This is a genomic window from Parabacteroides distasonis (assembly GCF_004793765.1).
Taxonomy (GTDB): Bacteria; Bacteroidota; Bacteroidia; order Bacteroidales; family Tannerellaceae; genus Parabacteroides; species Parabacteroides distasonis_A.
The window spans coordinates 22,651-47,790 of record NZ_SRYM01000016.1 but is presented as its reverse complement, the minus strand read 5'-3'; the positions used below and the strand labels follow the sequence as shown (position 1 = coordinate 47,790).

The following is a 25,140-nucleotide window of genomic DNA, read 5'->3' as shown; positions in this document are numbered from 1 at the left end:
TTTAGATCGTTTGATAAATAGATTCTTATCTTTTGTTGAGTAATAACAATATTGCTCGAATAGCAATCGATTGTCTTGGATGATTACATAGGCAACCGTACCCAGCTCCTCAAACCGGGGAAGATAATGTTCAGGAATGTAAGCTTCCGACTTGGGTAATAAATGAGTAAGTGCTCTGCGCAAATAATAATTGGAGGGTAATGCTAGATACCCTCCGATTCCTACTATAAAAATAAACACTATCCATCTCACGCTTCGAGACAAATAGTGTTTATTGTTTTGAATTCCTTTATTTGAATTATTTTTCATGTAACCACTTTTTGCCTGAAGGGGTATACGTGTAAATTAAGCCTATTAGGCAAATAATCCCGACAACTCCAAGAAAGATTACTAACTCCATATTATTGTCCTTTTTTTCATAGATACAAATATATGGTTTATAATTCAAATAATCAAATACATGCTATTATTCTTTATACCAAGAGGAATACATATGGTAGTTCTTGGCTATCTTTTGGTTGATCTCCTTCGCTTGTTCGGGATCTACCTTCTTGACGAACTTAGCGGGAACTCCGGCGTAGATACTGCCCGGCTCGACGATCGTCTTGCTTAATACTACGGAACCTGCGGCGATGATCGCTCCCTCGCCTACTACGGCGTGATCCAATACCACGGAGCCCATTCCGATCAAGGCGCCATTGCAAATCTTCGCCCCGTGGATCGTTACGTTATGGCCGATGGATACATCATCGCCGATCTCGATCGTCGATTTCTCATATAAGGTGTGAAGGACGGAACCATCCTGTACGTTCACGCCGTTGCCGATGCGAATCGAGTTCACGTCGCCGCGAAGCACGGTGCCAAACCAGATGCTGCAACCTTCACCGATCTCTACGTCACCTATAATCGTGGCGTTGTCTGCTAAAAAAGTGTCTTTACCGATCTTCGGGGTAAAGCCACGAACGGATTTGATTAATGCCATTTTTAGTTGTTTAAATTTCTGTTGTTTTCTCTTTCAGCCAAGCTTTCTCCTCCTCGTTCAAGAACGGGCTGATCTTTTCGTAGACTATTTGGTGGTATTTGTTCAGCCAAGCGTGCTCACGGGCAGAGAGCATGGGGATGATAATCAGGCTCGTGTCGATAAAGCAAAGCGTCAGCGTATCGAATCCTAGGAATTTCCCGAATTCCGTCTCGCTGTCCTCACGTACCAAGATCATGTTCTCCGTACGGATACCGTATTCGCCGGTACGATACATGGCCGGCTCGTCGCTGATCACCATTCCGGGCTTCAAGGTCACCGGGTTCTCCTCCATGCGGATGCTTTGGGGGCCTTCGTGTACGTTTAGGCAATGGCCGATACCATGACCGGTTCCGTGCAAGTAATTGATTCCGGAATCCCATAGCGCTTTACGGGCAAGGATATCGATCTGGGAACCTCGTGTACCGGCGGGAAACTTGCTTTTCGCCAAGCTGATCGTTCCTTTCAATACACGGGTGAAATCCTTTTTCATCTGCTCCGTCGGCTCTCCAAGGGCGATCGTACGGGTGATATCCGTCGTTCCGTCCAGATATTGCGCGCCGGAATCGATCAAAAGCAATCCTTCCGGTTTCAAGGTTGCGTCCGTCTCCGGCGTAGCGGAGTAATGAACGATCGCTCCATGCTCGGCGTAGCCGCAGATCGTGCCGAAGCTATCCATGATGTATTGCGGTTGTTCCGCACGTAAGGCTGTCAGCTTCTCGGCGGCGCTGATCTCTGTAATTTGGGCTCCTTCCGCCATTTGTTTCTCCAGCCAGATATAGAATTTTGTCAAGGCGACGCCATCTTTTACCACGGCGTTTTGGAATCCCTTGATCTCGGTCTCGTTCTTGATGCTCTTCAAGTGGTTGGCGGGGGAGATCCCTTCCACGATCGTACAGTTTCCCGGGATCGCATCGTATAAGGAGACGTTCGTCTTGTTCATATCCACGAATACCCGGCTGTTTTCCGGTAGGCGGGACAGATATTTCCGGATCATGGAGTATTCGGCAAGCGTAACTCCCTCTTTCTTCAAATGCTCGGAGATCTCGGCGGTCAGCTTCTCCGGCTTGATGAAAAGCACGCTCTCGTCCTCCGATACGAAGGCGTAGCTGACTACGACCGGGTTATAGGTCACGTCCGTGCCTCGGATATTGAACGCCCATGCGATCTCGTCCAAGGCGGCGAGGATCAAGCAGTCGGCACCCTCGCTTCGTAGCCGGTTATTGATGCGGTCTAGCTTCTCGTGTACGGAGACCCCGCTTAATGCTTCCGGCATCTCGAATATCGGGTTTCCGGGGACGGCGGGGCGGTCCTTCCAGATACCCTCGATCAAGTCGGCCGAGGTATCTAGCTTGATCTCTTTCCGGCTTAGTTTATTCGCCAAGGCATTCGCTTCGGCGGCGCTATAGGTTTGCCCGTCCAGCCCCACGGCTTGTCCGGCGTGTAACTCATGTAAGAGGAATTCCGTGATCGAAGGCGTTTCCGGGAGTGCCAACTTATAGAGTTCGATACCGGTACCTTCCAGCTGGCTGGCCGCTTGCAGGAAATATCGGGAATCGGTCCATAAGCCCGCCTTGTCCGCAGTGACTACGATCGTTCCCGCCGAGCCGGTGAAGCCGGATATCCATTCTCTCGATTTCCAGCGATCGGCCGGATACTCGCTTAGGTGCGGGTCGGAACTGGGTATGATGTAAGCGTCAACCTTCTGTTGTCTCATAGCCTCCCGTAGGGCGGCGATACGTTCAGGAATGTTTGTTTTCATCGCATTTTATTTTAGTCAACATTAATATTCGCAAAGTTAATGAATTATTTTGGATTTGTCTCACCGAGGGGCTGGCTCTTCTACCTTATAATATAGGTGTGAGGTACCCAGCTTTTCCCACCGGAGTTTCCCTTCTTTTACCAGTCGCCGCAAGTCGAGGGAAGCCTTGCTTCTGGAGCATCCGCAGAGCGACATATACTTCTTCTGGTGGATAAAAGGGTTTGTTTCCAGATAGCGGAATACCTCTTGCTCGCATTCTTTGGCGGAAGGATACGAGGGATCGCTGACGGTGTACTCGTCACGAAACACCGGCATGGTTTTCAGCCGGTCTCTTAGTTCCTTGGACGATCTGAACTTCACGTCCTTGAAATGGATGGATTCTGCCCGGATCTCATTCTTTTCCATCACGGGCCGGCTTTTCAGGGAGACGCTGAATGTGCCGATCCCCTCCAGCTCCACGTTATAGCCATACATGAGGAAGTCTACCATCATGTCTTGGAAAAGCTGCAAGATCCCTTTCATATCCGCAGGCGAGAAAGAAGATCGGGACTTCGCTCTATTGATGAACTCATCCGTATGTATCGTCCCGCAAGAGACCAAACGAGGATGTAGGGGTAATGACTTCCCGGGTTTCTCGGGATTCGGATTGGGATTTCTGACTAGCTTGTAATTTGCTGACATCTGTGTCGTGTTTAAATGGTTATAGATCTTTTGTCCGATTCTTCTAGATCGCTTATCCGTTTCTATAGGCGAGCTTAGCGGTTTCTTCAAGGAGAATTCATCTTCTAACAGCCGTTGCATGATCATGCACCAACTGTTGGAAGATCGTCTACCAACTGTTAGATAATTGTCTAACGGATGATAGATAATGAATACTTCAGGTTCAAAGATACAACATATAACGGAGAAAAGGGCTAGGATTCCGGATAAAAGAGCTAAAGGTTATGATAAACGTGTATGAGTTTACTGCCTTGTGCTCCCGATATCTTGTGAACCGATCCCTTTAAATCAAGTTAAAGATAAGGAACCTAATAGATATCAAGGGATAATTTGCTAGCTTTGTAAAAACAAATAAGAAGTGCCATGGGGTATCTGCTTTATCTTTTTGTCTTTGCGACTTTGCTTCTCGGCTTGAGCGTATGTTCTTCTTCTTATTATTCAATGTTGAACTCGAATGACCCCGTTGGAGAGAAGAATGAGGGAGGTGATTTTGTGCAGGAAAACGATACGGTACATATCTCTTATTAATATATTCAGACGAATGATACAAACTCTATCTGATTTAAGGACCGTGCGTTTCAATGAGCAAGCGGACGGTGTGGTCATTTTGGACCAAACTCTGCTACCGGGCAAGGAAGCGTATCTGACCCTTACCACGGCCGAGGAGATATGGGACGCTATCTATAAATTAAAGGTACGTGGAGCGCCCGCTATCGGGGTTGCGGCCGCTTATGGTATCTATGTTTGCGCCCGTCGGGTCGATACGGCGGAGAAATCTGTTTTCGTGGGTGAGTTTCGGAGGATCAAGGAGTATTTGGCCGGTTCCCGTCCGACGGCGGTGAATCTAGTGGCGGCGCTGGACCGGATGGAGCAGGTATTGACCGCTCATCCCACTTTGTCGGTCTCGGAATGGAAAGAGTTATTATATAAGGAAGCGATCGCGATCCGGGAGGAAGACGCTGCCGCTTGCCGGCGGATCGGCGAGAACTGCCTAGAGCTACTCCGTCCCGGGATGGGAATTCTTACGCATTGCAATGCCGGACATCTGGCGGTTTCGGAATATGGCACTGCCTTGGCGCCGATTTACTTGGGGCAGGAGAGAGGCTATGATTTCAAGGTCTTCGCCGACGAGACCCGCCCTTTGTTGCAAGGTGCCCGGCTCACGGCCTATGAGCTAAGCAGGGCCGGCGTGGATGTAACGCTGATTTGCGATAATATGGCTTCCATCGTTATGCGGAAAGGCTGGGTGCAAGCCGTGGTCGTAGGTTGTGACCGTGTTGCAGCCAATGGCGACGTGGCGAATAAGATCGGCACGTCCGGAGTGGCTATCTTGGCTCGTCATTACAATATTCCCTTCTATGTATTAGGCCCTACATCCACCATCGATAGCTCGTGTCCGGACGGCGATTCCATTGTGATAGAGGAGCGTAACTCCGATGAGATCACCGAGATGTGGTATTCAAGGCGTATGGCCCCGAAAGATGTGAAAGTCTACAACCCCGCCTTCGACATTACGCCTCACGAGCTAATCACGGCGATAATTACGGAGAAAGGCATCTTTTATAAAAATAATCGCTGAAAGTTTTGCTAATCCCGAAACAATCAGTAATTTTGCCGCTCAATTTGAGGATATAAATAATTAAACAATATAACAATTTAAATTATGATCGTAGTTCCATTAAAAGAAGGCGAAAACATCGAGAAGGCACTTAAGAAATTCAAGAGAAAGTTCGAGAAAACAGGTGTAGTAAAGGAATTAAGAGGCCGTCAGGCTTTCGAGAAACCGTCTGTTACGAAGAGAAAGCAGACTATGCGTGCTATCTACGTACAGCATTTGCAACAAGTAGAAGAATAATTATAGCTTCCGGGCTTGTTTAATTGAATTCTTATTCCTATTTTCGTTGCATGAATGTTGATGCAACGAGAATATGCTGATCGATGACTTTCTAAACTATCTCCGGTATGAACGGAACTATTCCGATTATACGATTGGTGCTTATTCGAAAGATTTGGACCAATTTCAGAGGTATGTAAGAGAGCATCGAGAAGGTGTATTTGACCCCGGGGAAATCGACTCGGATTTCGTGAGAAGCTGGATCGTCAGTTTGATGGACGAGAAGCTATCGCCCGTATCGGTAAACCGGAAATTAAGTTCTTTGAAATCTTTTTTTAAGTTTCTCATGAAACGGGGAATAGTCTCCGCAAATCCGTTGAGATTGGTGAACGGTCCGAAAACGAAGAAGCCTTTACCTTATTTTATTAAGGATAGCGAGTTGGAGGCGTTGTTGGACGGGGACGGATTTGATGAGGATTTTGAAGGTGTGAGGAATCGGTTGGTCATTGAGATGCTATACGATACTGGGATGCGCCGCTCTGAGTTAATCGGCATACGAAACGTGGATGTGGATTTTGAGGCGATGCAGGTCAAGGTAACCGGAAAGCGGAACAAGCAGCGGTTGATTCCTTTTGCGGAGGGTTTAAAAAACTTAATGCTTGCATACACGGAAGTCCGTGATCGTGAGGTGGAGACGTCCAGTGAATGGTTTCTCGTCCGTAAGAACGGGAACCAATTATCAACGGGGATTGTTTACAATATAGTAAAAAAGCAATTGTCGGAGATACCTATGTTGGCGAAACGAAGTCCACACGTGTTACGACATTCATTTGCAACGAGTATGTTAAACAATGGGGCTGAGCTGAACGCTGTGAAAGATTTGTTAGGTCATAGCAGTTTGGCGTCTACCAGTGTTTACACGCATACAACCTTTGAGGAATTAAAAAAAGTGTATCATGCTCATCCAAGAGCAAAAAAAGAAGGAGGTTATTATGGACGTTAGAATTCAAGCAATTCATTTTGACGCAACTGCACAGTTGGAGGCGTTTATTCAGAAGAAAGTTTCTAAATTGGAGCAATACTTCGATGGTATTATATTGGCAGAGGTTACATTGAAGGTGGTTAAGCCTGAGACGGTGAAGAATAAGCAAGCCAGTATAATGTTGTCCGTGAAGAACGGGGAATGTTTCGCTGATAAAATAAACGATACTTTCGAAGGGGCGATAGACGATTGTGTTGAGGCTTTGGAGAAACAACTGGTTAAATTCAAAGAAAAAATCAGAGCCAAATAAAAAAAACGGTAGATAAATTTGGTATGTAAGAAATAATGTCTAAATTTGCAGCCGTTTCGCCGTGGTGACGAAACGGCTTCTTTTAGAAATATTGCCTCTTTAGCTCAGTTGGCCAGAGCACGTGATTTGTAATCTCGGGGTCGTTGGTTCGAATCCGACAAGAGGCTCAAAGGATGTATTAGAATGGGCAGTTACCAGAGTGGCCAAATGGGGCTGACTGTAACTCAGCTGGCTTTCGCCTTCGGTGGTTCGAATCCATCACTGCCCACACGGATGAAACAAAAGATAAGGTCAATTGGTTCATTCGGTCTTGCGGAAGTAGCTCAGTTGATAGAGCATTAGCCTTCCAAGCTGAGGGTCGCGGGTTTGAGCCCCGTCTTCCGCTCTTTTTATTTCGCCTGTGTAGCTCAGCGGTAGAGCACTTCCTTGGTAAGGAAGAGGTCCCGAGTTCAAGTCTCGGCACCGGCTCAATTGGAAATAGAACATGATCATTAATCAAATAAAGAACAATTAAGTTATGGCAAAAGAGAAATTTGACAGATCGAAACCACATGTGAACATTGGTACGATTGGTCACGTTGACCACGGTAAAACAACTTTGACAGCTGCTATCACAACAGTATTGGCAAAGAAAGGTCTTTCAGAGCTGCGTTCATTCGATTCTATCGACAACGCTCCTGAAGAAAAAGAAAGAGGTATTACTATTAACACTGCTCACGTAGAGTATCAGACTGCAAATCGTCACTATGCTCATGTAGACTGTCCGGGTCACGCCGACTACGTAAAGAACATGGTAACTGGTGCTGCTCAGATGGACGGTGCTATCATCGTAGTTGCTGCTACTGATGGTCCTATGCCTCAAACTCGCGAGCACATCCTTTTGGCTCGTCAGGTAAACGTTCCGAGATTGGTTGTTTTCATGAACAAGTGTGACATGGTTGACGATGAGGAAATGTTGGAATTGGTTGAGATGGAGATGAGAGAGTTGCTTTCATTCTATCAATTCGACGGTGACAACACTCCATTCATCCGTGGTTCTGCTCTTGGTGCATTGAACGGTGATGCTCAATGGGAAGATAAAGTAATGGAGTTGATGGAAGCTTGTGATACTTGGATTCCTCTGCCTCCGCGCGAAATCGACAAGCCGTTCTTGATGCCGGTTGAGGACGTATTCTCAATCACAGGTCGTGGTACTGTTGCTACAGGTCGTATCGAGACAGGTATCGTTAAGGTAGGTGAGGAAGTTCAGATCATCGGTCTTGGCGCTGCTGGTAAGAAATCTGTTGTTACAGGTGTTGAGATGTTCCGTAAATTGTTGGATCAAGGTGAGGCTGGTGACAACGTAGGTCTGTTGCTTCGCGGTATCGATAAGAATGAGATCAAACGTGGTATGGTAATCTGCCACCCGGGTCAGGTTAAAGAGCACTCTAAGTTCAAGGCTGAGGTTTATATCTTGAAGAAAGAAGAAGGTGGTCGTCACACTCCGTTCCATAACAAATATCGTCCTCAGTTCTACATCCGTACATTGGACGTAACTGGTGAGATCACTTTGCCGGAAGGAACTGAGATGGTAATGCCGGGTGATAACGTAACGATCGAGGTTGAGTTGATCTATCCGGTAGCATGTAGCGTAGGTCTTCGTTTCGCTATCCGCGAGGGTGGACGTACAGTAGGTGCAGGCCAGATCACAGAATTAGAGAACTAATTCAAGCATTAGATAATGCTATAGCCAGTCTTTTTAAGGGCTGGCTATTTCTACGGAAGTAGCTCAGTTGGTAGAGCACTGGTCTCCAAAACCAGGTGTCGGGAGTTCGAGCCTCTCCTTCCGTGCTAAAATCTATAGATTCGATGAAAAAGATAATTACTTATATTAAGGAATCTTATAACGAACTTGTTTATAAAGTTTCTTGGCCTACGAGAGCAGAGCTTTCCAATAGTGCGGTTGTTGTTATGTTTGCTTCCCTTATCATCGCCGCATTGATCTTTGTTGTTGACGGGGCCTTCGAGGCTGTTATGCGTTTCTTCTACAACCAAATTTTCTAATCAGTTAAGGTATGTCTGATATCCAAAAGAAATTTTATGTTCTGCGTGCCATTAGTGGCAAGGAGAACAAGGTGCGGGAATATCTAGAGGCTGAGTTGAAGAATACGGATTTGGGAGAGTATGTATCTCAAGTCTTGATTCCGACCGAGAAAACTTTTACGGTACGAAACGGTAAGAAGGTCATGAAAGAAAGAGCTTACTTACCGGGTTATGTGCTGGTCGAGGCGGCTTTGGTCGGTGAGGTTGCTCATCGATTGCGGAACATTCCGAATGTGATTGGTTTCTTGGGTGGTTCTGATACCCCCGTGCCATTACGCCCTGCGGAAGTGAATCGTATCTTAGGTACGGTTGACGAGTTGCAGGAACAACAAGAGGATCTGGATATCCAGTTCTATGTTGGCGAGAGTGTGAAGATTACTTTTGGACCGTTCAGCGGTTTCACGGGTATAATCGAAGAGGTCAACGCCGAGAAAAAGAAACTTAAGGTGATGGTTAAGGTCTTCGGACGAAAAACTCCCCTTGAGTTGGGTTATATGCAAGTTGAGAAAGAATAGTACTCTGGTTACGAAAAGTGCTACCTTTCTGTTATTGATGTTATATATCTAAAAAATTTTAGAAACAATGGCTAAAGAAGTTGCTGGACAAATCAAATTGCAGATTAAAGGAGGAGCAGCAAACCCTTCTCCCCCAGTAGGACCTGCTTTGGGTTCTAAGGGTATTAATATTATGGAGTTTTGCAAGCAATTTAATGCCAAGACCCAAGACAAGGCTGGTAAGATATTACCTGTTGTAATTACTTACTATGTCGATAAGTCTTTCGACTTTGTCGTTAAAACTCCTCCTGTGGCAATCCAGTTGTTGGAAGCTACTAAGAAGAAGAGCGGTTCCGCTCAACCTAACCGTGCTAAGATCGCTGAGATCACATGGGAGCAGGTGAAAGCTATCGCTGAAGACAAATTAGTCGATCTAAACTGCTTTACTGTCGAGTCAGCCATGAGAATGGTTGCAGGAACAGCTAGAAGTATGGGTATCACTGTTAAAGGGACATTCCCGGGTAATAATTAATAAACTTCAATTGAGATGAGTAAACTTACAAAAAATCAAAAGTTGGCTTTGGGCAAGATTGAAGCTGGGAAAGCATATACATTGAAAGAAGCTTCAGCTTTAGTGAAGGAAATTACTACAACTAAGTTTGACGCATCTGTAGATGTTGATGTCCGTTTAGGTGTTGACCCCCGTAAGGCCAATCAAATGGTGAGAGGCGTGGTTTCATTGCCTCACGGAACTGGTAAGCAGGTTAGGGTTCTCGCATTATGTACCCCGGACAAGGAAGCTGAAGCTACTGCCGCTGGAGCTGACTATGTTGGATTGGATGAGTATATTGATAAAATTAAAGGCGGTTGGACTGACATTGACGTTATCATCACTATGCCTTCTATCATGGGTAAGATCGGTGCTCTTGGTCGCGTATTAGGCCCTCGTGGTTTGATGCCTAACCCAAAGAGTGGTACGGTTACCAATGAGATCGGAAATGCGGTGAAGGAAGTTAAGCAAGGTAAGATCGACTTTAAGGTAGATAAGAGCGGTATCGTTCACACATCTGTTGGTAAGGTGTCATTCACTCCGGAACAGATTCGTGACAATGCAAAGGAGTTCATTTTAACTTTGATCAAGTTGAAACCTACTGCGGCTAAAGGTGCGTATATAAAGAGTATTTATCTTTCTAGTACTATGAGTGCGGGTATTAAAATTGACCCCAAATCAGTTGAAGAAAACTAAAAAACAATTGAACAATGAGAAAGGAAGATAAAGGAACTGTTATAGGTCAATTAACTGAGACATTAAAGGAATATCCTAATTTCTATTTGACGGATATCGAGGCGTTGGACGCTGAGAAAACCAGCAAATTGAGAAGAGAGTGTTTCAAGCGTGAGGTTAAGTTAGTCGTTGTAAAGAATAACTTGCTTAAGAAAGCGTTGGAGAACATTGAAGGTGACTTCTCTGATCTTAACGTAGCTTTGAAAGGCAATACGGCTGTGATGTTCTCACAAGTCGCTAATGCTCCCGCTCGCCTGATTAAGGATTTTACTAAGGATGCTAAAAAAGATGTAGTCGCTAAACCGGCTTTGAAGGCTGCTTACGTACAAGAAAGCTTCTACGTAGGTGCTGAGAATCTTGAGGCATTAGTAAATATCAAGAGCAAAAACGAACTTATCGCCGATGTTATCGCATTGTTGGAATCTCCGGCGAAGAACGTTATCTCTGCTCTTCAGTCATCAGGACAAACTATCCATGGTCTGTTGAAGACTTTGGAAGAAAGATAATTTTTCATTAAAACATTACACAGATAAATAATCATTTAAATCATACAAAAATGGCAGATTTGAAAGCTTTTGCAGAACAATTAGTAAACTTGACCGTTAAAGAAGTTAGCGAATTAGCTACTATCCTTAAAGAAGAGTACGGTATCGAACCTGCTGCTGCAGCTGTTGCTGTTGCTGGTCCTGCTGCTGGTGGTGCTGCTGCCGCTGCAGAGGAGAAGACTTCTTTCGATGTTGTATTGAAAGCAGCTGGTGCTAATAAGTTAGCTATCGTTAAGTTAGTTAAAGAATTAACTGGTCTTGGCTTGAAAGAGGCTAAGGATATGGTAGATAGCGCTCCTAGTGCAATCAAGGAAGGTATCGCTAAAGCTGATGCTGAGGCATTGAAGAAACAGTTGGAAGAGGCTGGAGCTGAAGTTGAGCTTAAATAGTATTTATAACCTGGTTTCCAGGTGATTTGGTTAAGAGTCTCCGACTACGAAGACTCTTAACCTTTTTGTGTCTATAATTTCAATAAGTTCAATAAATTCCTTACTAGATGTCTTCAACAGCTGAAAACCAAAGAGTTAATTTTGCTTCGATAAAGAATCAGTTCCCGTATCCGGACTTTCTCGAAGTTCAATTGAAGTCGTTCCAAGACTTTCTTCAACTTGACACTCCTCCTGAAAAGAGAAAGAAGGAGGGATTGTATAAGGTATTTGCCGAGAATTTTCCGATTGCGGATACCCGTAACAATTTTGTGTTGGAGTTCTTAGATTACTATATAGATCCACCTCGTTACACTATTGATGAGTGTATCGCTCGTGGGTTAACTTATAGCGTGCCTTTAAAAGCGAAGCTAAAACTGTACTGTACGGACCCGGATCATGAGGACTTCGATACGGTGATCCAAGATGTATACTTGGGCCCAATCCCTTATATGACGGACAGAGGTACTTTCGTGATCAACGGTGCCGAGCGCGTTGTCGTGTCTCAGTTGCATCGTTCTCCGGGCGTATTCTTTGGACAAAGCACGCACGCAAACGGAACGAAGTTGTACTCCGCACGTATTATCCCGTTCAAGGGGTCATGGATCGAGTTCGCTACGGACATCAACAATGTGATGTACGCTTACATCGACCGTAAAAAGAAATTGCCTGTAACTACTCTTTTGAGAGCTATTGGTTTTGAAAGCGATAGAGATATTCTTGAAATCTTCAACCTTGCGGAAGAGGTGAAGGTAACGAAAGCAAACCTGAAGAAGTTTATCGGACGTAAGCTAGCCGCTCGTGTTTTGAAGACTTGGGTGGAGGATTTCGTAGATGAGGATACCGGTGAGGTGGTTTCTATTGAACGTAACGATGTAATCATTGACCGTGAGTCTGTACTGGATAGCGATAATATTGAGGCTATCTTGGATTCAGGTACGCAAAATATTTTGTTGCATCGTGAGGACCAGAATCTATCCGACTATGCTATTATATATAATACACTCCAGAAAGACCCGAGTAACTCCGAGAAGGAAGCTGTGTTGTATATCTACAGACAGTTGAGAAATGCGGAGCCGGCTGACGAGGCTAGCGCACGAGAGGTTATCACGAATCTGTTCTTCTCTGAGAAACGTTATGATCTGGGTGAGGTAGGACGTTACAGAATCAACAAGAAGTTAGGCCTTACTACAAGCGCTGATGTTAAGGTCTTGACTAAAGAAGATATTATTGAGATCATCAAGTACCTGATCGAGTTGATCAACTCGAAGGCTATCGTGGATGATATCGATCACTTGAGCAACCGTCGTGTACGTACGGTTGGCGAGCAATTGTATAACCAGTTTGGTATTGGTTTGGCTCGTATGTCACGTACAGTTCGTGAGCGTATGAACGTTCGCGATAATGAGGTGTTCACTCCGATTGATTTGATTAATGCGAAGACGATTTCTTCTGTGGTTAACTCTTTCTTCGGAACGAATGCCTTGTCTCAGTTCATGGACCAGACGAACCCGTTGGCGGAGATCACGCACAAGCGTCGTTTATCAGCCCTAGGTCCGGGAGGTTTATCTAGAGAGCGTGCCGGATTCGAGGTTCGTGACGTTCACTATACGCATTATGGTCGTCTTTGTCCGATTGAGACCCCGGAAGGTCCGAACATCGGTTTGATCTCTTCTTTATGTGTATACGCTAAGATCAACGATCTTGGTTTCATCTCGACTCCGTATCGAAAGGTGGCAGATGGAAAGGTTGACTTCTCAGAGGAAGGCTTACAATACTACACGGCGGAGGAAGAGGAAGAGTTGACAATCGCTCAGGGTAACGCTCCATTGGATGATAACGGTAAGTTTATCCGTGATAAGGTAAAGGCTCGTTTTGAGGCTGACTTCCCGGTTGTTCCTCCTTCTGAGCTAGATTTGATGGATGTGGCTCCGCAGCAGATCGCTTCTATCGCAGCTTCTTTGATCCCCTTCTTGGAACACGATGACGCTAACCGTGCGTTGATGGGATCTAACATGATGCGTCAGGCGGTTCCTTTGTTGCGTACGGACGCTCCGATTGTTGGTACCGGTATTGAGGCGCAGGTTGCCCGTGACTCTCGTACTCAGATTATGGCTGAGCGTGAGGGCGAGGTTGTATTCGTTGATGCTACTTGTATCAAGATTAAATATGACCGCACGGAGGATGAAGAATTCGTTAGCTTCGAGGATGCGGTTAAGACATATAATATCCCGAAATGGCGTAAGACTAACCAAAGCACAACGGTCGATTTGAAACCGATCTGTCATCGCGGACAACGTGTGAAAGCCGGCGATATCCTTACAGAAGGTTATTCAACCCAGAAAGGCGAGCTTGCTTTGGGACGTAACGTGAAGGTGGCTTATATGCCTTGGAAGGGTTATAACTATGAGGATGCTATCGTGTTGAACGAGCGTATGGTTCGCGAAGACTTCTTTACGTCTGTTCATGTTGACGAGTATATCCTTGAGGTACGTGAGACAAAGCGTGGTATGGAAGAATTAACTTCCGATATCCCTAACGTCAGCGAAGAGGCTACCAAGGATTTGGATGAGAGAGGTATCGTTCGTGTAGGTGCTCGTATCGAGCCGGGTGATATCTTGATTGGTAAGATCACTCCGAAGGGAGAGTCTGATCCATCTCCGGAGGAAAAGTTGTTGCGTGCTATCTTCGGTGATAAAGCGGGTGATGTGAAGGATGCTTCCTTGAAAGCTACTCCGTCTTTGCGTGGTGTGGTTATCGAGACCGCTTTGTTCTCGAAGGCTGTCAAGAAACGTAAATCTAGATTGACTGATAAGGCGATCTTGCCGAAGTTGGACGAGGAATACGAAGAAAAGATGGCTAGCTTGAAGACTTTGTTAGTTGATAAGTTATTAGTGCTTACAAACGGCAAGGTTTCTCAAGGTGTTAAAGACTATATGAATACGGAGATTATTGCTAAGGGTGCTAAATTTACCCGCAAATCTCTGGAAGAATTGGATTATAACTCTATCCAAGTAAGTAAGTGGACGGCAGACGTTCAGAAGAATGAGTTGATCAAGTTGGTTATCTTGAATTACTTGAAGAAGTACAAGGAACTTGACGCTGAGTTGAGACGTAAGAAGTTCGACTTGACGATTGGTGATGAGTTGCCGACAGGTATCGTACAGATGGCTAAGGTTTATATCGCCAAGAAACGTAAGATTCAGGTAGGTGATAAGATGGCCGGTCGCCACGGTAACAAGGGTATCGTATCAAAGATCGTTCGTCAGGAGGATATGCCGTTCTTGGAAGACGGTACTCCGGTGGATATCTGCTTGAACCCGCTGGGTGTGCCCTCTCGTATGAACTTGGGACAAATTTTCGAGGCTGTGTTGGGTTGGGCTGGACGTGAATTGGACGTTAAGTTCGCTACTCCGATTTTCGATGGTGCGACTTTGGATGATTTGAACGAATGGACAGACAAGGCTGGTATTCCTCGCTACGGTAAGTCTTATTTGTATGATGGTGGTACTGGTGAGCGTTTTGACCAACCTGCTACGGTGGGTGTTACTTACTTTTTGAAGTTGGGTCACATGGTTGACGATAAGATGCATGCCCGTTCAATCGGTCCGTACTCTTTGATTACACAACAGCCGTTAGGTGGTAAGGCACAGTTCGGTGGTCAGCGTTTCGGAGAGATGGAGGTTTGGGCTCTGGAAGCCTTTGGTGCCGCTCATGTTCTTCAGGAAATTCTTACGATTAAGTCTGATGACGTTGTAGGACGTTCGAAGGCTTATGAGGCGATCGTGAAGGGTGATCCGATGCCACAGCCGGGTATCCCTGAATCTCTGAATGTATTATTGCACGAGTTGAGAGGACTTGGTTTGAGTTTCACTCTGGATTAATTCAATAACAATAAAGAAGTAGATGGGCTATGGCCCGTCTACTTTATCTATTGATAACTCTTTATAAATAAATAATATGGCCTTTAGAAAAGAAAACAAGATAAAGAGTAACTTTTCAAAAATAACCATCGGTCTGGCATCCCCTGAGGAGATCCTAGAGAACTCCAGCGGTGAGGTTTTGAAACCGGAAACAATTAACTATCGTACGTATAAGCCTGAGCGTGACGGTTTGTTCTGTGAGCGTATCTTTGGTCCGATCAAGGACTATGAGTGCCATTGCGGTAAATACAAGCGTATCCGTTACAAAGGCATTGTCTGCGATCGTTGTGGAGTGGAAGTTACGGAAAAGAAAGTTCGTCGTGAACGTATGGGACACATCCATTTGGTGGTTCCCGTTGCCCATATTTGGTATTTCCGTTCTTTGCCTAATAAAATCGGTTACTTGCTAGGTCTTCCTACCAAGAAACTAGATTCCATCATCTATTACGAACGCTACGTCGTGATCCAGCCAGGTTGCGTAGACACGGTCGGTGAGTTAGACCTATTATCAGAGGAGGAATATCTGGACATTTTGGATAGCCTTCCAAGAGAAAATCAATTGCTAGAGGATACGGATCCGAATAAGTTCATCGCTAAGATCGGCGCTGAGGCTGTTTATGATCTGTTGGCTCGTTTGGACTTGGATTCTCTTTCTTATGAGTTGCGTCATCGTGCGAACACGGACACATCTCAACAGAGAAAGAACGAGGCCTTGAAACGCCTTCAGGTGGTTGAATCTTTCCGTGCGTCCAAAGGTCGTAACAAGCCGGAATGGATGATCATGAAGGTGATCCCGGTGATCCCTCCCGAATTGCGTCCGTTGGTTCCGTTGGACGGTGGTCGTTTCGCTACTTCTGACTTGAATGATTTGTATCGTCGTGTTATTATCCGTAATAACCGTTTAAAACGATTGATCGATATTAAGGCTCCGGAAGTGATCTTACGTAATGAGAAACGTATGCTTCAGGAAGCCGTGGACTCTTTGTTTGATAACTCTCGTAAATCGAGCGCTGTAAAGACTGATGCCAATCGCCCATTGAAGTCCTTGTCCGACAGTTTGAAAGGTAAACAAGGTCGTTTCCGTCAGAACTTGCTAGGTAAGCGTGTTGATTATTCCGCTCGTTCGGTTATTGTCGTAGGTCCGGAATTAAAGATGCACGAGTGCGGTTTGCCGAAGAATATGGCTGCCGAGCTTTATAAGCCTTTTGTTATCCGTAAATTAATCGAGCGCGGTATCGTGAAGACGGTGAAATCTGCCAAGAAGATCGTTGACCGTAAGGAACCGGTTGTTTGGGATATTTTGGAGTACGTAATGAAAGGTCATCCGGTATTGTTGAACCGTGCCCCGACATTGCACCGTTTGGGTATCCAAGCGTTCCAGCCGAAATTGATCGAGGGTAAGGCTATCCAGTTGCACCCGTTGGCATGTACGGCATTCAACGCCGACTTTGACGGTGACCAGATGGCTGTTCATTTGCCGTTAGGTAATGAGGCTGTTTTGGAAGCTCAAATGCTGATGTTAGCTTCACACAATATCTTGAACCCCGCGAATGGTGCTCCTATTACCGTACCTTCTCAGGATATGGTGCTCGGTTTGTATTATATTACCAAGTTGCGCAAAGGTACACAAGGCGAAGGTTTGACTTTCTATGGTCCGGAAGAGGCTACGATCGCTTACAATGAGAAGAAGTTGGATATCCATGCTCCGATCCATGTTTACGTGGAGGATTTGGATGAGAACGGCAACTTGGTGAAGACGATGGTTGAGACTTCCGTTGGACGTTTGATGGTAAACGAGTTCGTTCCGAAAGAGATTGGTTATGTAAACGAGGTGTTGGGCAAGAAGTCTCTTCGCGACATCATCGGTCGGGTAATCAAGGCTTGTGGCGTGGCTCGTACTGCTCAGTTCTTGGATGATATCAAGAACTTGGGTTATTATATGGCATTTAAGGGTGGTTTGTCTTTCAACTTGGCCGATGTGCTTATTCCTGCTGAAAAAGATGCGTTGGTCCAGAAGGGATATGAGGAGGTTGAGCAGATCATGGCTAACTATAATATGGGTTTCATTACTAACAACGAGCGTTATAACCAAATCATCGATACTTGGACACACGTTAATAGTAACTTGTCTAATATCTTGATTAAGCAATTGACGGCGGATAACGATGGATTCAACTCAATCTACATGATGATGGATTCCGGTGCCCGTGGTTCTAAAGAGCAAATTCGTCAGTTGTCCGGTATGCGTGGTTTGATGGCGAAACCGCAGAAGAGTGGTGCTGAAGGTGGTCAGATTATCGAGAACCCGATCCTATCTAACTTTAAGGAAGGTTTGTCCGTGTTAGAGTACTTTATCTCTACTCACGGTGCTCGTAAAGGTTTGGCCGATACCGCTTTGAAGACTGCCGACGCAGGTTATTTGACTCGTCGTTTGGTTGACGTTTCTCACGACGTGATCGTAAACGAGGAAGACTGTGGTACATTGCGTGGCTTGGTTTGTACGGAATTGAAGAATAACGAGGAGGTGATCGCTTCCTTGTATGAGAGAATCTTAGGTCGTGTATCTGTTCACGATGTGATCCATCCGATTACGGGCGAAGTTATTGTTCGTTCTGGTGAGGAAATCCGTGAGGATGCGGCTAAGGCAATCCAAGACTCTCCAATCGAGAGCGTCGAGATTCGTTCCGTATTAACTTGTGAGTCTAAGAAGGGTGTTTGCGCTAAGTGCTACGGACGTAACTTGGCTACGAACCGTATGGTTCAGAAGGGTGAGGTTGTCGGTGTAATCGCCGCACAGTCTATCGGTGAGCCGGGTACACAGTTGACGTTGCGTACATTCCACGTCGGTGGTATTGCGTCCAACATCGCTACGGAGAATAGTATTACATCTAAATATGATGGTATTTTAGAGGTTGACGAGCTTCGTGCTGTTGAGGCAGTAGACGAGGTGAGCGGAAAGAAACATTTGGTAGTAGTAAGTCGTCTGGCTGAAATGCGTATTGTTGATCCGAACACGAAGATCGTGTTGTTGACTCATAATATACCTTATGGTTCTAAGTTGTTCTTCAACAACGGTGACTCAATAAAGAAAGGTGACGTAATTATCGAGTGGGATCCGTTCAATGCCGTAATCGTATCAGAGGTTTCCGGTAAGATTGAGTTCGAGAGCCTGGTAGAGAACGTAACTTACAAGGTTGAGAGTGATGAGACTACTGGTTTGAAGGAAAAGATCATCATTGAGTCTAAGGATAAGACGAAGGCTCCGGCCGCTCATATCGTAGACGAGAATGGTAATTACTTGAAGAACTACTCTTTGCCGTTGGGTGCTCACGTCGTGAAAGATAATGGTGATGTCGTGAAGGCTGGTGAAGTTTTGGTTAAGATACCTCGTGCTGTAGGTAAGGCTGGTGATATTACCGGTGGTCTTCCTCGTGTAACTGAGTTGTTCGAGGCTCGTAACCCGTCTAACCCTGCTGTCGTATCTGAGATTGACGGTGAGGTAGGATTCGGTAAGATCAAACGTGGTAATCGTGAGATCACTGTAACTTCTAAGTTGGGTGAGGTTAAGAAATATATGGTTCCTCTGTCTAAACAATTATTGGTTCAGGAGAACGACTATATCCGTGCGGGTATGCCGTTGTCAGACGGTGCTACCACTCCTTCGGATATCTTGGCGATCAAAGGTCCAACGGCCGTACAGGAATATATAGTGAATGAGGTTCAGGATGTATACCGTCTACAGGGTGTGAAGATCAACGATAAGCATTTCGAGGTTATCGTTCGTCAGATGATGCGTAAGGTAGAGGTGGTTGATCCGGGAGATACTCGCTTCTTGGAGCAGCAGGTGGTTGATAAGTTGGAGGTAATGGACGAGAACGATCGTATCTGGGGCAAGAAAGTGGTTACGGATCCGGGAGATTCTCAGACATTGCAAGCCGGACAGATCGTGACTGCACGGAAGTTGAGAGACGAGAATAGTATGTTGAAACGTCGTGACCTTAAGTTGGTCGAGGTACGTGACGCTATTCCGGCTACAGCGAACCAGATACTTCAAGGTATCACACGTGCCGCTTTGCAGACCAACAGCTTTATGTCTGCCGCATCTTTCCAAGAGACGACGAAGGTCTTGAACGAGGCTGCTATCAACGGAAAGGTTGACCGTTTGGAAGGTTTGAAAGAGAACGTTATCTGTGGTCACTTGATTCCTGCTGGTACTGGTCAGCGTGAGTTTGATAAGCTGATCGTAGGTGCAAAGGATGAGTTCGACCGTATCTTCGCAAATCGCAAGAACGTGGTTGATTTCAATGCCATAGACAAAGATGATGAAGAATAGGAACGTTTAATAAACTATAAAGAAAGGCCTGTAGAGTAATCTGTAGGCCTTTTTTGTTCTTCCTTATTTGCTTAATAAATGGATAAACTTTATTTTTGTGAGGTATCAAAGACCATAAGATAAATACTGATATATATAAGAAACATATAATAATCAATATCATGAAGAGAATTTTACTTTGTTTAATGGGGGCTTTATTTGCTACAGGTTACTTATTCGCTAAAAATAACGATGAGAAAATGAATGTAATGTCTTATAACATCCGTTACGATAATTCGGGGGATAAGGATAATCAATGGAAATTCAGAAAAGAGTTTGCTGTTGATTTAGTGAAATTCCATGAGGCGGATGTGTTCGGTGCGCAAGAGGTCTTGAGTAATCAGCTGAATGATTTGCTTGATCGTTTACCGGAATTTGCTTATGTAGGTGTTGGTCGCGAGGATGGCAAGACAAAAGGGGAGTACGCTCCGATTTTCTATCGTAAAGATCGCTTCTCTGTTGAGAAAAGCGGTAATTTCTGGTTAGCTGAAGATATAAATGCCGTTGGTAAGAAAGGTTGGGACGCCGCATGCGAGCGTGTAGCTACTTGGGCGATCTTGAAAGATAAGCATACGGGAAAGAAATTTTTCTTCCTGAATACGCATTTGGATCATATGGGAAAAGTGGCTCGTCATGAAGGAGCTTCTTTGGTGTTGGAGCAAGCAAAGAATTTATCCGAGGATTTGCCTATAATCGTGACGGGTGATTTCAATGCAGTGCCTTCTGATGAACCGATACGAGTATTGACTAATCCGAGTGATCCTCGTTATTTGACTCATTCCCGCACGATCGCAGGGTTTATCTACGGTCCGGAATGGACATTCCATGATTTTGGAAAGATCTCTTATGACAAGCGTGAATGGATCGATTATATCTTCGTGAAAGGGAATATCAAGGTGTTGCGTCATGGAGTATTGACTGAAACGTTGAATAATCTGTTTCCATCCGACCATTGCCCGGTAATCAGTACGCTGATACTCGAATAAGAAAAGTTTTTTGTGTATGGGGAAAGTAGACGTATTGAAGGAAACGACCCCGCTTTCATCAGAAGATTGCTTCTTGGTCATGCAGCGCCCGAAGTCGGGGTTTAATTTTCCATTACATGTACACCTGGAGTTTGAGTTGAACTATTTGGAGAATGCTACTGGCGCTATCCGGATAGTTGGCGATTCGATTGAGGAAATCGATGATCTGGACTTGGTGTTGATTGCGGGAGGGACGAAGCATGCTTACTCGAACCATAAGTGTCCGTGTAATGGGATCTTTGAGATAACGATACAATTTCATAAATCTTTATTTGATAGCTTGATCAATAGACGGCATTTCAAGACTATGAAAGATATGTTTGATAATGCCTCCAGCGGTCTTGTTTTTAGTCGGGAAATGATACTAGGTATTCAAGATAAATTAAGAATGTTGTCGAATGATAACAAGTCGGATTCTTTCCAGAACCTGCTACGTTTGATCGAGATTCTTAAAGTTCTGTCATTGGATAAAGCTGCCCGTCGGTTGAATGCCGTGAACACGGTAAAGAACTATAATAATAACGATACTGATCGTTTAGATAGTATCATGTTATATTTACACGAAAATTATCAAAAACGTATCACCTTGTCGGAAGTGGCAAAGTTAACAAATATGAGTGATGCCTCATTGATGCGTTTTTTGAAGAAGTGGACGGGAAAGACATTTATTGATAACTTGAATGAGATCCGAGTAGCCAAGGCGGTATATCGCCTGACCGATACAAGTGACAGTATTTCTGAAATATGTTATAGGTGCGGTTTTAATAATCTATCGAATTTCAACCGGATATTCAAACGGCGTAGGGGGAGTACCCCTACGGAATACAGGGAGAAATATTCCCGTTCGAGGTTTATAATTTAAAACATGATTTAAAGCATGTTTACATTGATTTGTGTCAAGTGTTGATGATATAGTATTATTTATTGCACATATAGTATTTGGTGGTCTTTGCTAAAGCCCTTACTTTTGTAAAGTTCAAGTGAAAGAGATTAGCACTTAGACAAAATGGACCTTAACTAAAACGCCAAAACCCTTTATATCAAACACAAAAGGTATTTTTACATTGGTCTAAAGAATTGAGAATTAAAAACACAACTAGAAAACGGCTGCCTGCGAAGGTAGCCGTTTTTGCATTTATAGTCTTCAACTCCTTTGTAACCCCAGAATAAATATGTATATTTGTCTTCGCAATTTTTAATCACCATAAATTTAAAAGAAGAAAGTATGGAAAACAACAAACCGGCCAATAACGAGATTCAGATCGAGTTATCTGAAGAAATGGCACAAGGAACTTACGCCAATTTGGCTATTATATCTCATTCAAGCTCTGAATTTATCCTGGATTTCATCCGGGTGGTTCCGGGAGCTCCTAAGGCACAAGTAAAAAGCCGTGTAATCTTGACTCCGGATAACGCTCAACGTTTGTTATTCGCTTTGCAAGACAATATTAAGAAATTTGGAGAACAACTTCAAGCAGGAAATAATAATAACAAAACAGCTAATTTTGAGGACTTCGCAGGTCCGACAGGAGAGGCTTAATAGATTTGTTTTCAGCTATAAAAAGAGTAATTTCCTATAGGAATAGGGGAGTACTCTTTTTTGTTGGGATAGCTCGTTGACATTGAAAAAACTTGATGCCTATTCTTAGATGCTTATAATGGGCATTATAAACACCTAAGAATGCTCATTGTAAAAAATACCCTCTAAAGATCGGATAATCCCATCAATATTTTTTTCAATACGGTTTGTGCGGAGATCTCACGGTTTGCCGCCTCGGGGATTACGATACTTTGCGGACTCTCTATCACGTCATCAGTAACGATCATATTGCGGCGAACCGGCAAGCAATGCATGAAATAAGCGTTATTCGTAAGTGCCATTTTCTCTGTGTCTACGGTCCAACTACGATCTGTGCTGATTACTTGTCCATAATTCGGATCTTTATAAGCAGACCAGTTCTTTGCGTAAATGAAATCTGCTCCTTCAAAAGCCTTCTTCTGATCGTATTCCACTTTAGCGTAGCCTACGAATCTAGGATCAAGCTCATAACCTTCCGGATGAGTGATAACAAACTCATAATCTGTTGCGTTCATCCATTCGGCAAAACTGTTCGGAACGGCTTGCGGTAGTGATTTAGGATGAGGAGCCCAAGTCATGACTACCTTCGGGCGAGCTGTCTTCTTATATTCCTCTATTGTGATCAAGTCGGCGAAACTTTGCAATGGATGGCGTGTCGCCGCTTCCATGCTAAATACCGGCCGGCCGGAATACTTGATGAACTGACTTAATATCTTCTCGTTATAATCATCTTCTTTGTTCTCAAAGCGTGCGAAAGAACGGACACCGATCACATCGCAATAACAGCCCATTACAGGTACAGCTTCCAGCAAATGCTCCGGTTTATCACCTTCCATGATAACACCTCGCTCTGTTTCCAACTTCCATGCACCTTGGTTAACGTCTAAAACGATCGTATTCATACCTAAATTCATGGCAGCCTTTTGGGTACTTAGGCGGGTACGCAGGCTGGAGTTGAAAAATATCATCAACAACGTCTTGTTTTTTCCCAGTTCACTAAACTGGAAACGATCTTTCTTGATCTCGAAAGCTTCATTAAGCGCTTGTTTCAAGTCACCTAAATCCTGTACGCAAGTGAAATGTTTCATATCTGTTACAATAATATTTTGTTAAAGGCAAATGTAGCTATAAATCATGATTTGTACTTTCCGTAACCTAAGAAAAAAAGACAGATGTACTTACTTTGCTTGGTCAGTATATATTTTTGCCCAAGTCAGTATATATTACTTTTTGAAGAAGGAATTGTGCTGACGCATCCGAAGGCGTTAAGGTAATCGCTGGCAACAGTACTTTTGAGATCCAAAGTGCGGCGTTAAGAACGTGGTTATCACGAACGTTCTTGGTAAGAGGTCGGAAAAGACGATATGTCGGGCATCGTTACGTTTCACCATCAGAATGGTTCTTTGGTCTTTATAGCTTTAGATCTGGAGCTGGATATCTTTTTCTGTTTTGGCAGAGATAGAGATAAATCGTTGTAGGTATAGAGGTAATATTTATTTAATGCACCGATATATGCCCATGGGATTCGATCAATTCATCCTCTCGTCTGTCCATCTCCTTCTATGATGTATTTATAGGTCGTTAATTCAGGAAGCGCCATTGGTCCCCGGGCATGTAGCTTTTGGGTACTGATGCCGATCTCCGCCCCGAATCCAAATTGGGCCCCATCTGTAAAGGCGGTAGATACATTTGCGTATACGCAAGCGGCATCTACTAATTGCTGGAAGTGCCGAATCGTTTCCGGATTTTCGCTGATGATGCTTTCGCTATGTTTTGAACTGTAATGGGCGATATGTGCTAGAGCCTCGTCTAAAGAGGATACGGTACGAATACTCATTTTATAATCGAGGAACTCGGTACCGAAACTGTTTTCGTTAGCGTGCTGTAAAAGTGTCTCCGGATAATGTCCCGATAGAGCGGCATAAGCCGGTTTGTCTGCATAAATGGTTACGTTGCTGTCAGGAAGCTTTCCACAGATATGCGGAAGATCGGATAGGCGTTCTCTGTGAATGAGTAAGCAATCCAAGGCATTGCATACACTGACCCTCCGTGTCTTTGCGTTATTTACGATCTTGCGTCCTTTCTCCTTGTCTCCGAAACGGTCGAAATAGGTATGGCAGATGCCTGCTCCTGTCTCGATCACCGAAACTTTCGCATGTTCCCGAACGAAGTGAATCAAGGAGCTACTTCCTCGGGGGATGATCAGATCGACCAAGCCAACCGCTTCCAGTAATTCCGCCGTAGCCTCTCGATTCGGAGGAAGTAAAGTACATACCGCCGGATTTATCCTCTGGTGCTCCAATACAGAATGGATGATACGTACCAAGGCTCTGTTGGAGGAGTCTGCGTCCGATCCACCCTTTAGCACGCAAACATTACCGCTTCGGAAACATAAGGAAAAAACATCGAAAGTTACATTCGGACGGGCCTCATAGATCACGCCGATCACTCCGAAAGGTACGGTTACCTTTCGGATAGCCATTCCATTTGGACGGGTAGTCTCACTCAAGACCTTGTTCAATGGAGAAGGTAATGTCGATACATTCTCCATATCGGCGGCTATACCCTGTAACCGTTCCTCTGTCAATTTCAGCCGGTCGTATTTCGGGTTCGCTGGGTCCATACGTTCTAGATCTTGGCGATTAGCGGCGAGTACCTCCTCCGTATGAGTCCGTAGAACCTGCGCTGTCTCCTTTAAGATCCCGATAATCGTTTGATCCGATAGCGTTATCAATTGTTTAGCCGCATCCGATGCCTGTCGCAGCATATCTTTTACATTCATAC

Annotated in this window: 22 protein-coding genes, 5 tRNA genes and 1 pseudogene; 22 read left to right on the top strand and 6 right to left on the bottom strand. The window is 44.6% G+C overall.

Annotated features, from left to right (window positions below):
- Positions 1-48 precede the first annotated feature (48 nt).
- The 4 genes and pseudogenes from E5342_RS07860 to E5342_RS07845 form a co-directional block, all read right to left on the bottom strand.
- Positions 49-309, bottom strand: a pseudogene (locus E5342_RS07860) (serine hydrolase domain-containing protein); the annotation flags it as partial.
- Between the two features lie 157 nt (positions 310-466).
- Positions 467-982, bottom strand: coding sequence for a gamma carbonic anhydrase family protein (locus tag E5342_RS07855; protein WP_005854163.1), 516 nt, complete (start codon positions 980-982; stop codon positions 467-469).
- A gap of 10 nt (positions 983-992) precedes the next feature.
- The gene (locus tag E5342_RS07850; protein WP_121736504.1) at positions 993-2,780 is read right to left on the bottom strand and encodes an aminopeptidase P family protein; all 1,788 of its coding nucleotides are present in this window, start codon (positions 2,778-2,780) and stop codon (positions 993-995) included.
- Positions 2,781-2,840: 60 nt separating this feature from the next.
- Positions 2,841-3,461: an HU family DNA-binding protein gene (locus E5342_RS07845; protein WP_236651482.1), complete on the bottom strand. Its 621-nt coding sequence runs from the start codon at positions 3,459-3,461 to the stop codon at positions 2,841-2,843.
- Positions 3,462-3,863: 402 nt separating this feature from the next.
- Here E5342_RS07845 and E5342_RS19330 point away from each other — a divergent pair, with 402 nt between their 5' ends.
- The 22 genes from E5342_RS19330 (at position 3,864) to E5342_RS07740 (ending at position 22,317) form a co-directional block, all read left to right on the top strand.
- Entirely contained in the window at positions 3,864-4,028 is a 165-nt protein-coding gene (locus E5342_RS19330) for a hypothetical protein (protein WP_160217493.1), read from the top strand.
- A gap of 13 nt (positions 4,029-4,041) precedes the next feature.
- Positions 4,042-5,079, top strand: coding sequence for an S-methyl-5-thioribose-1-phosphate isomerase (gene mtnA / locus E5342_RS07840; protein WP_121736505.1), 1,038 nt, complete (start codon positions 4,042-4,044; stop codon positions 5,077-5,079).
- Between the two features lie 84 nt (positions 5,080-5,163).
- Entirely contained in the window at positions 5,164-5,355 is a 192-nt protein-coding gene (rpsU, locus tag E5342_RS07835) for a 30S ribosomal protein S21 (RefSeq protein ID WP_005854174.1), read from the top strand.
- Between the two features lie 73 nt (positions 5,356-5,428).
- Complete coding sequence (locus E5342_RS07830; protein ID WP_121736506.1) at positions 5,429-6,337, top strand: tyrosine-type recombinase/integrase; 909 nt, start codon at positions 5,429-5,431, stop codon at positions 6,335-6,337.
- Positions 6,327-6,626, top strand: a complete 300-nt coding sequence (hpf, locus tag E5342_RS07825) for a ribosome hibernation-promoting factor, HPF/YfiA family (protein WP_008778704.1) — start codon at positions 6,327-6,329, stop codon at positions 6,624-6,626. The genes E5342_RS07830 and hpf overlap by 11 nt, the downstream gene beginning before the upstream one ends.
- A 93-nt stretch (positions 6,627-6,719) precedes the next feature.
- Positions 6,720-6,793: transfer RNA gene (locus E5342_RS07820), tRNA-Thr, on the top strand.
- Between the two features lie 18 nt (positions 6,794-6,811).
- Positions 6,812-6,894: transfer RNA gene (locus E5342_RS07815), tRNA-Tyr, on the top strand.
- A gap of 44 nt (positions 6,895-6,938) precedes the next feature.
- Positions 6,939-7,011 (top strand) — tRNA-Gly (locus E5342_RS07810).
- 11 nt (positions 7,012-7,022) lie between these two features.
- A tRNA-Thr gene (locus tag E5342_RS07805) sits at positions 7,023-7,094 on the top strand.
- A gap of 49 nt (positions 7,095-7,143) precedes the next feature.
- The gene (tuf, locus tag E5342_RS07800) at positions 7,144-8,331 is read left to right on the top strand and encodes an elongation factor Tu (RefSeq protein ID WP_135959146.1); all 1,188 of its coding nucleotides are present in this window, start codon (positions 7,144-7,146) and stop codon (positions 8,329-8,331) included.
- A gap of 52 nt (positions 8,332-8,383) precedes the next feature.
- Positions 8,384-8,456: transfer RNA gene (locus E5342_RS07795), tRNA-Trp, on the top strand.
- 18 nt (positions 8,457-8,474) lie between these two features.
- Positions 8,475-8,669: a preprotein translocase subunit SecE gene (gene secE, locus E5342_RS07790; protein ID WP_005854211.1), complete on the top strand. Its 195-nt coding sequence runs from the start codon at positions 8,475-8,477 to the stop codon at positions 8,667-8,669.
- A gap of 11 nt (positions 8,670-8,680) precedes the next feature.
- A complete protein-coding gene (gene nusG / locus E5342_RS07785; protein WP_005854213.1) occupies positions 8,681-9,223 on the top strand; it encodes a transcription termination/antitermination protein NusG in 543 nt (180 codons plus the stop codon).
- Positions 9,224-9,290: 67 nt separating this feature from the next.
- The gene (gene rplK / locus E5342_RS07780) at positions 9,291-9,734 is read left to right on the top strand and encodes a 50S ribosomal protein L11 (protein WP_057317399.1); all 444 of its coding nucleotides are present in this window, start codon (positions 9,291-9,293) and stop codon (positions 9,732-9,734) included.
- 15 nt (positions 9,735-9,749) lie between these two features.
- Positions 9,750-10,448, top strand: coding sequence for a 50S ribosomal protein L1 (gene rplA / locus E5342_RS07775; protein WP_121736508.1), 699 nt, complete (start codon positions 9,750-9,752; stop codon positions 10,446-10,448).
- A gap of 14 nt (positions 10,449-10,462) precedes the next feature.
- Entirely contained in the window at positions 10,463-10,993 is a 531-nt protein-coding gene (rplJ, locus tag E5342_RS07770; RefSeq protein ID WP_121736509.1) for a 50S ribosomal protein L10, read from the top strand.
- Positions 10,994-11,043: 50 nt separating this feature from the next.
- Positions 11,044-11,421: a 50S ribosomal protein L7/L12 gene (gene rplL, locus E5342_RS07765; protein WP_005854220.1), complete on the top strand. Its 378-nt coding sequence runs from the start codon at positions 11,044-11,046 to the stop codon at positions 11,419-11,421.
- A 107-nt stretch (positions 11,422-11,528) separates the two neighbouring features.
- Complete coding sequence (gene rpoB, locus E5342_RS07760) at positions 11,529-15,341, top strand: DNA-directed RNA polymerase subunit beta (protein ID WP_121736510.1); 3,813 nt, start codon at positions 11,529-11,531, stop codon at positions 15,339-15,341.
- 76 nt (positions 15,342-15,417) lie between these two features.
- Positions 15,418-19,713, top strand: a complete 4,296-nt coding sequence (rpoC, locus tag E5342_RS07755; protein ID WP_135959145.1) for a DNA-directed RNA polymerase subunit beta' — start codon at positions 15,418-15,420, stop codon at positions 19,711-19,713.
- A 161-nt stretch (positions 19,714-19,874) separates the two neighbouring features.
- Positions 19,875-20,738 (top strand): endonuclease/exonuclease/phosphatase family protein, encoded by an 864-nt coding sequence (locus E5342_RS07750; protein ID WP_121736512.1) that lies wholly within the window; start codon positions 19,875-19,877, stop codon positions 20,736-20,738.
- Between the two features lie 16 nt (positions 20,739-20,754).
- On the top strand, positions 20,755-21,639 hold the full coding sequence (locus E5342_RS07745) for an AraC family transcriptional regulator (protein ID WP_121736513.1): 885 nt from the start codon (positions 20,755-20,757) through the stop codon (positions 21,637-21,639).
- 363 nt (positions 21,640-22,002) lie between these two features.
- Positions 22,003-22,317 (top strand): DUF3467 domain-containing protein, encoded by a 315-nt coding sequence (locus E5342_RS07740; RefSeq protein WP_005854225.1) that lies wholly within the window; start codon positions 22,003-22,005, stop codon positions 22,315-22,317.
- A 164-nt stretch (positions 22,318-22,481) separates the two neighbouring features.
- Here E5342_RS07740 and E5342_RS07735 read toward each other — a convergent pair whose 3' ends face one another.
- On the bottom strand, positions 22,482-23,444 hold the full coding sequence (locus tag E5342_RS07735; protein ID WP_121736514.1) for an N-acetylornithine carbamoyltransferase: 963 nt from the start codon (positions 23,442-23,444) through the stop codon (positions 22,482-22,484).
- A gap of 446 nt (positions 23,445-23,890) precedes the next feature.
- Complete coding sequence (locus tag E5342_RS07730; protein WP_135959144.1) at positions 23,891-25,138, bottom strand: glutamate-5-semialdehyde dehydrogenase; 1,248 nt, start codon at positions 25,136-25,138, stop codon at positions 23,891-23,893.
- Between the last annotated feature and the right edge of the window lie 2 nt (positions 25,139-25,140).

What these genes read in the sequence shown, in the direction of transcription:
- E5342_RS07855 (WP_005854163.1), bottom strand. Translation starts at nt 982, where the DNA reads ATGGCATTAATCAAATCCGTTCGTGGCTTTACCCCGAAGATCGGTAAA.
- E5342_RS07850 (WP_121736504.1), bottom strand. Translation starts at nt 2,780, where the DNA reads ATGAAAACAAACATTCCTGAACGTATCGCCGCCCTACGGGAGGCTATG.
- E5342_RS07845 (WP_236651482.1), bottom strand. Translation starts at nt 3,461, where the DNA reads ATGTCAGCAAATTACAAGCTAGTCAGAAATCCCAATCCGAATCCCGAG.
- E5342_RS19330 (WP_160217493.1), top strand. Translation starts at nt 3,864, where the DNA reads ATGGGGTATCTGCTTTATCTTTTTGTCTTTGCGACTTTGCTTCTCGGC.
- mtnA (WP_121736505.1), top strand. Translation starts at nt 4,042, where the DNA reads ATGATACAAACTCTATCTGATTTAAGGACCGTGCGTTTCAATGAGCAA.
- rpsU (WP_005854174.1), top strand. Translation starts at nt 5,164, where the DNA reads ATGATCGTAGTTCCATTAAAAGAAGGCGAAAACATCGAGAAGGCACTT.
- E5342_RS07830 (WP_121736506.1), top strand. Translation starts at nt 5,429, where the DNA reads ATGCTGATCGATGACTTTCTAAACTATCTCCGGTATGAACGGAACTAT.
- hpf (WP_008778704.1), top strand. Translation starts at nt 6,327, where the DNA reads ATGGACGTTAGAATTCAAGCAATTCATTTTGACGCAACTGCACAGTTG.
- tuf (WP_135959146.1), top strand. Translation starts at nt 7,144, where the DNA reads ATGGCAAAAGAGAAATTTGACAGATCGAAACCACATGTGAACATTGGT.
- secE (WP_005854211.1), top strand. Translation starts at nt 8,475, where the DNA reads ATGAAAAAGATAATTACTTATATTAAGGAATCTTATAACGAACTTGTT.
- nusG (WP_005854213.1), top strand. Translation starts at nt 8,681, where the DNA reads ATGTCTGATATCCAAAAGAAATTTTATGTTCTGCGTGCCATTAGTGGC.
- rplK (WP_057317399.1), top strand. Translation starts at nt 9,291, where the DNA reads ATGGCTAAAGAAGTTGCTGGACAAATCAAATTGCAGATTAAAGGAGGA.
- rplA (WP_121736508.1), top strand. Translation starts at nt 9,750, where the DNA reads ATGAGTAAACTTACAAAAAATCAAAAGTTGGCTTTGGGCAAGATTGAA.
- rplJ (WP_121736509.1), top strand. Translation starts at nt 10,463, where the DNA reads ATGAGAAAGGAAGATAAAGGAACTGTTATAGGTCAATTAACTGAGACA.
- rplL (WP_005854220.1), top strand. Translation starts at nt 11,044, where the DNA reads ATGGCAGATTTGAAAGCTTTTGCAGAACAATTAGTAAACTTGACCGTT.
- rpoB (WP_121736510.1), top strand. Translation starts at nt 11,529, where the DNA reads ATGTCTTCAACAGCTGAAAACCAAAGAGTTAATTTTGCTTCGATAAAG.
- rpoC (WP_135959145.1), top strand. Translation starts at nt 15,418, where the DNA reads ATGGCCTTTAGAAAAGAAAACAAGATAAAGAGTAACTTTTCAAAAATA.
- E5342_RS07750 (WP_121736512.1), top strand. Translation starts at nt 19,875, where the DNA reads ATGAAGAGAATTTTACTTTGTTTAATGGGGGCTTTATTTGCTACAGGT.
- E5342_RS07745 (WP_121736513.1), top strand. Translation starts at nt 20,755, where the DNA reads ATGGGGAAAGTAGACGTATTGAAGGAAACGACCCCGCTTTCATCAGAA.
- E5342_RS07740 (WP_005854225.1), top strand. Translation starts at nt 22,003, where the DNA reads ATGGAAAACAACAAACCGGCCAATAACGAGATTCAGATCGAGTTATCT.
- E5342_RS07735 (WP_121736514.1), bottom strand. Translation starts at nt 23,444, where the DNA reads ATGAAACATTTCACTTGCGTACAGGATTTAGGTGACTTGAAACAAGCG.
- E5342_RS07730 (WP_135959144.1), bottom strand. Translation starts at nt 25,138, where the DNA reads ATGAATGTAAAAGATATGCTGCGACAGGCATCGGATGCGGCTAAACAA.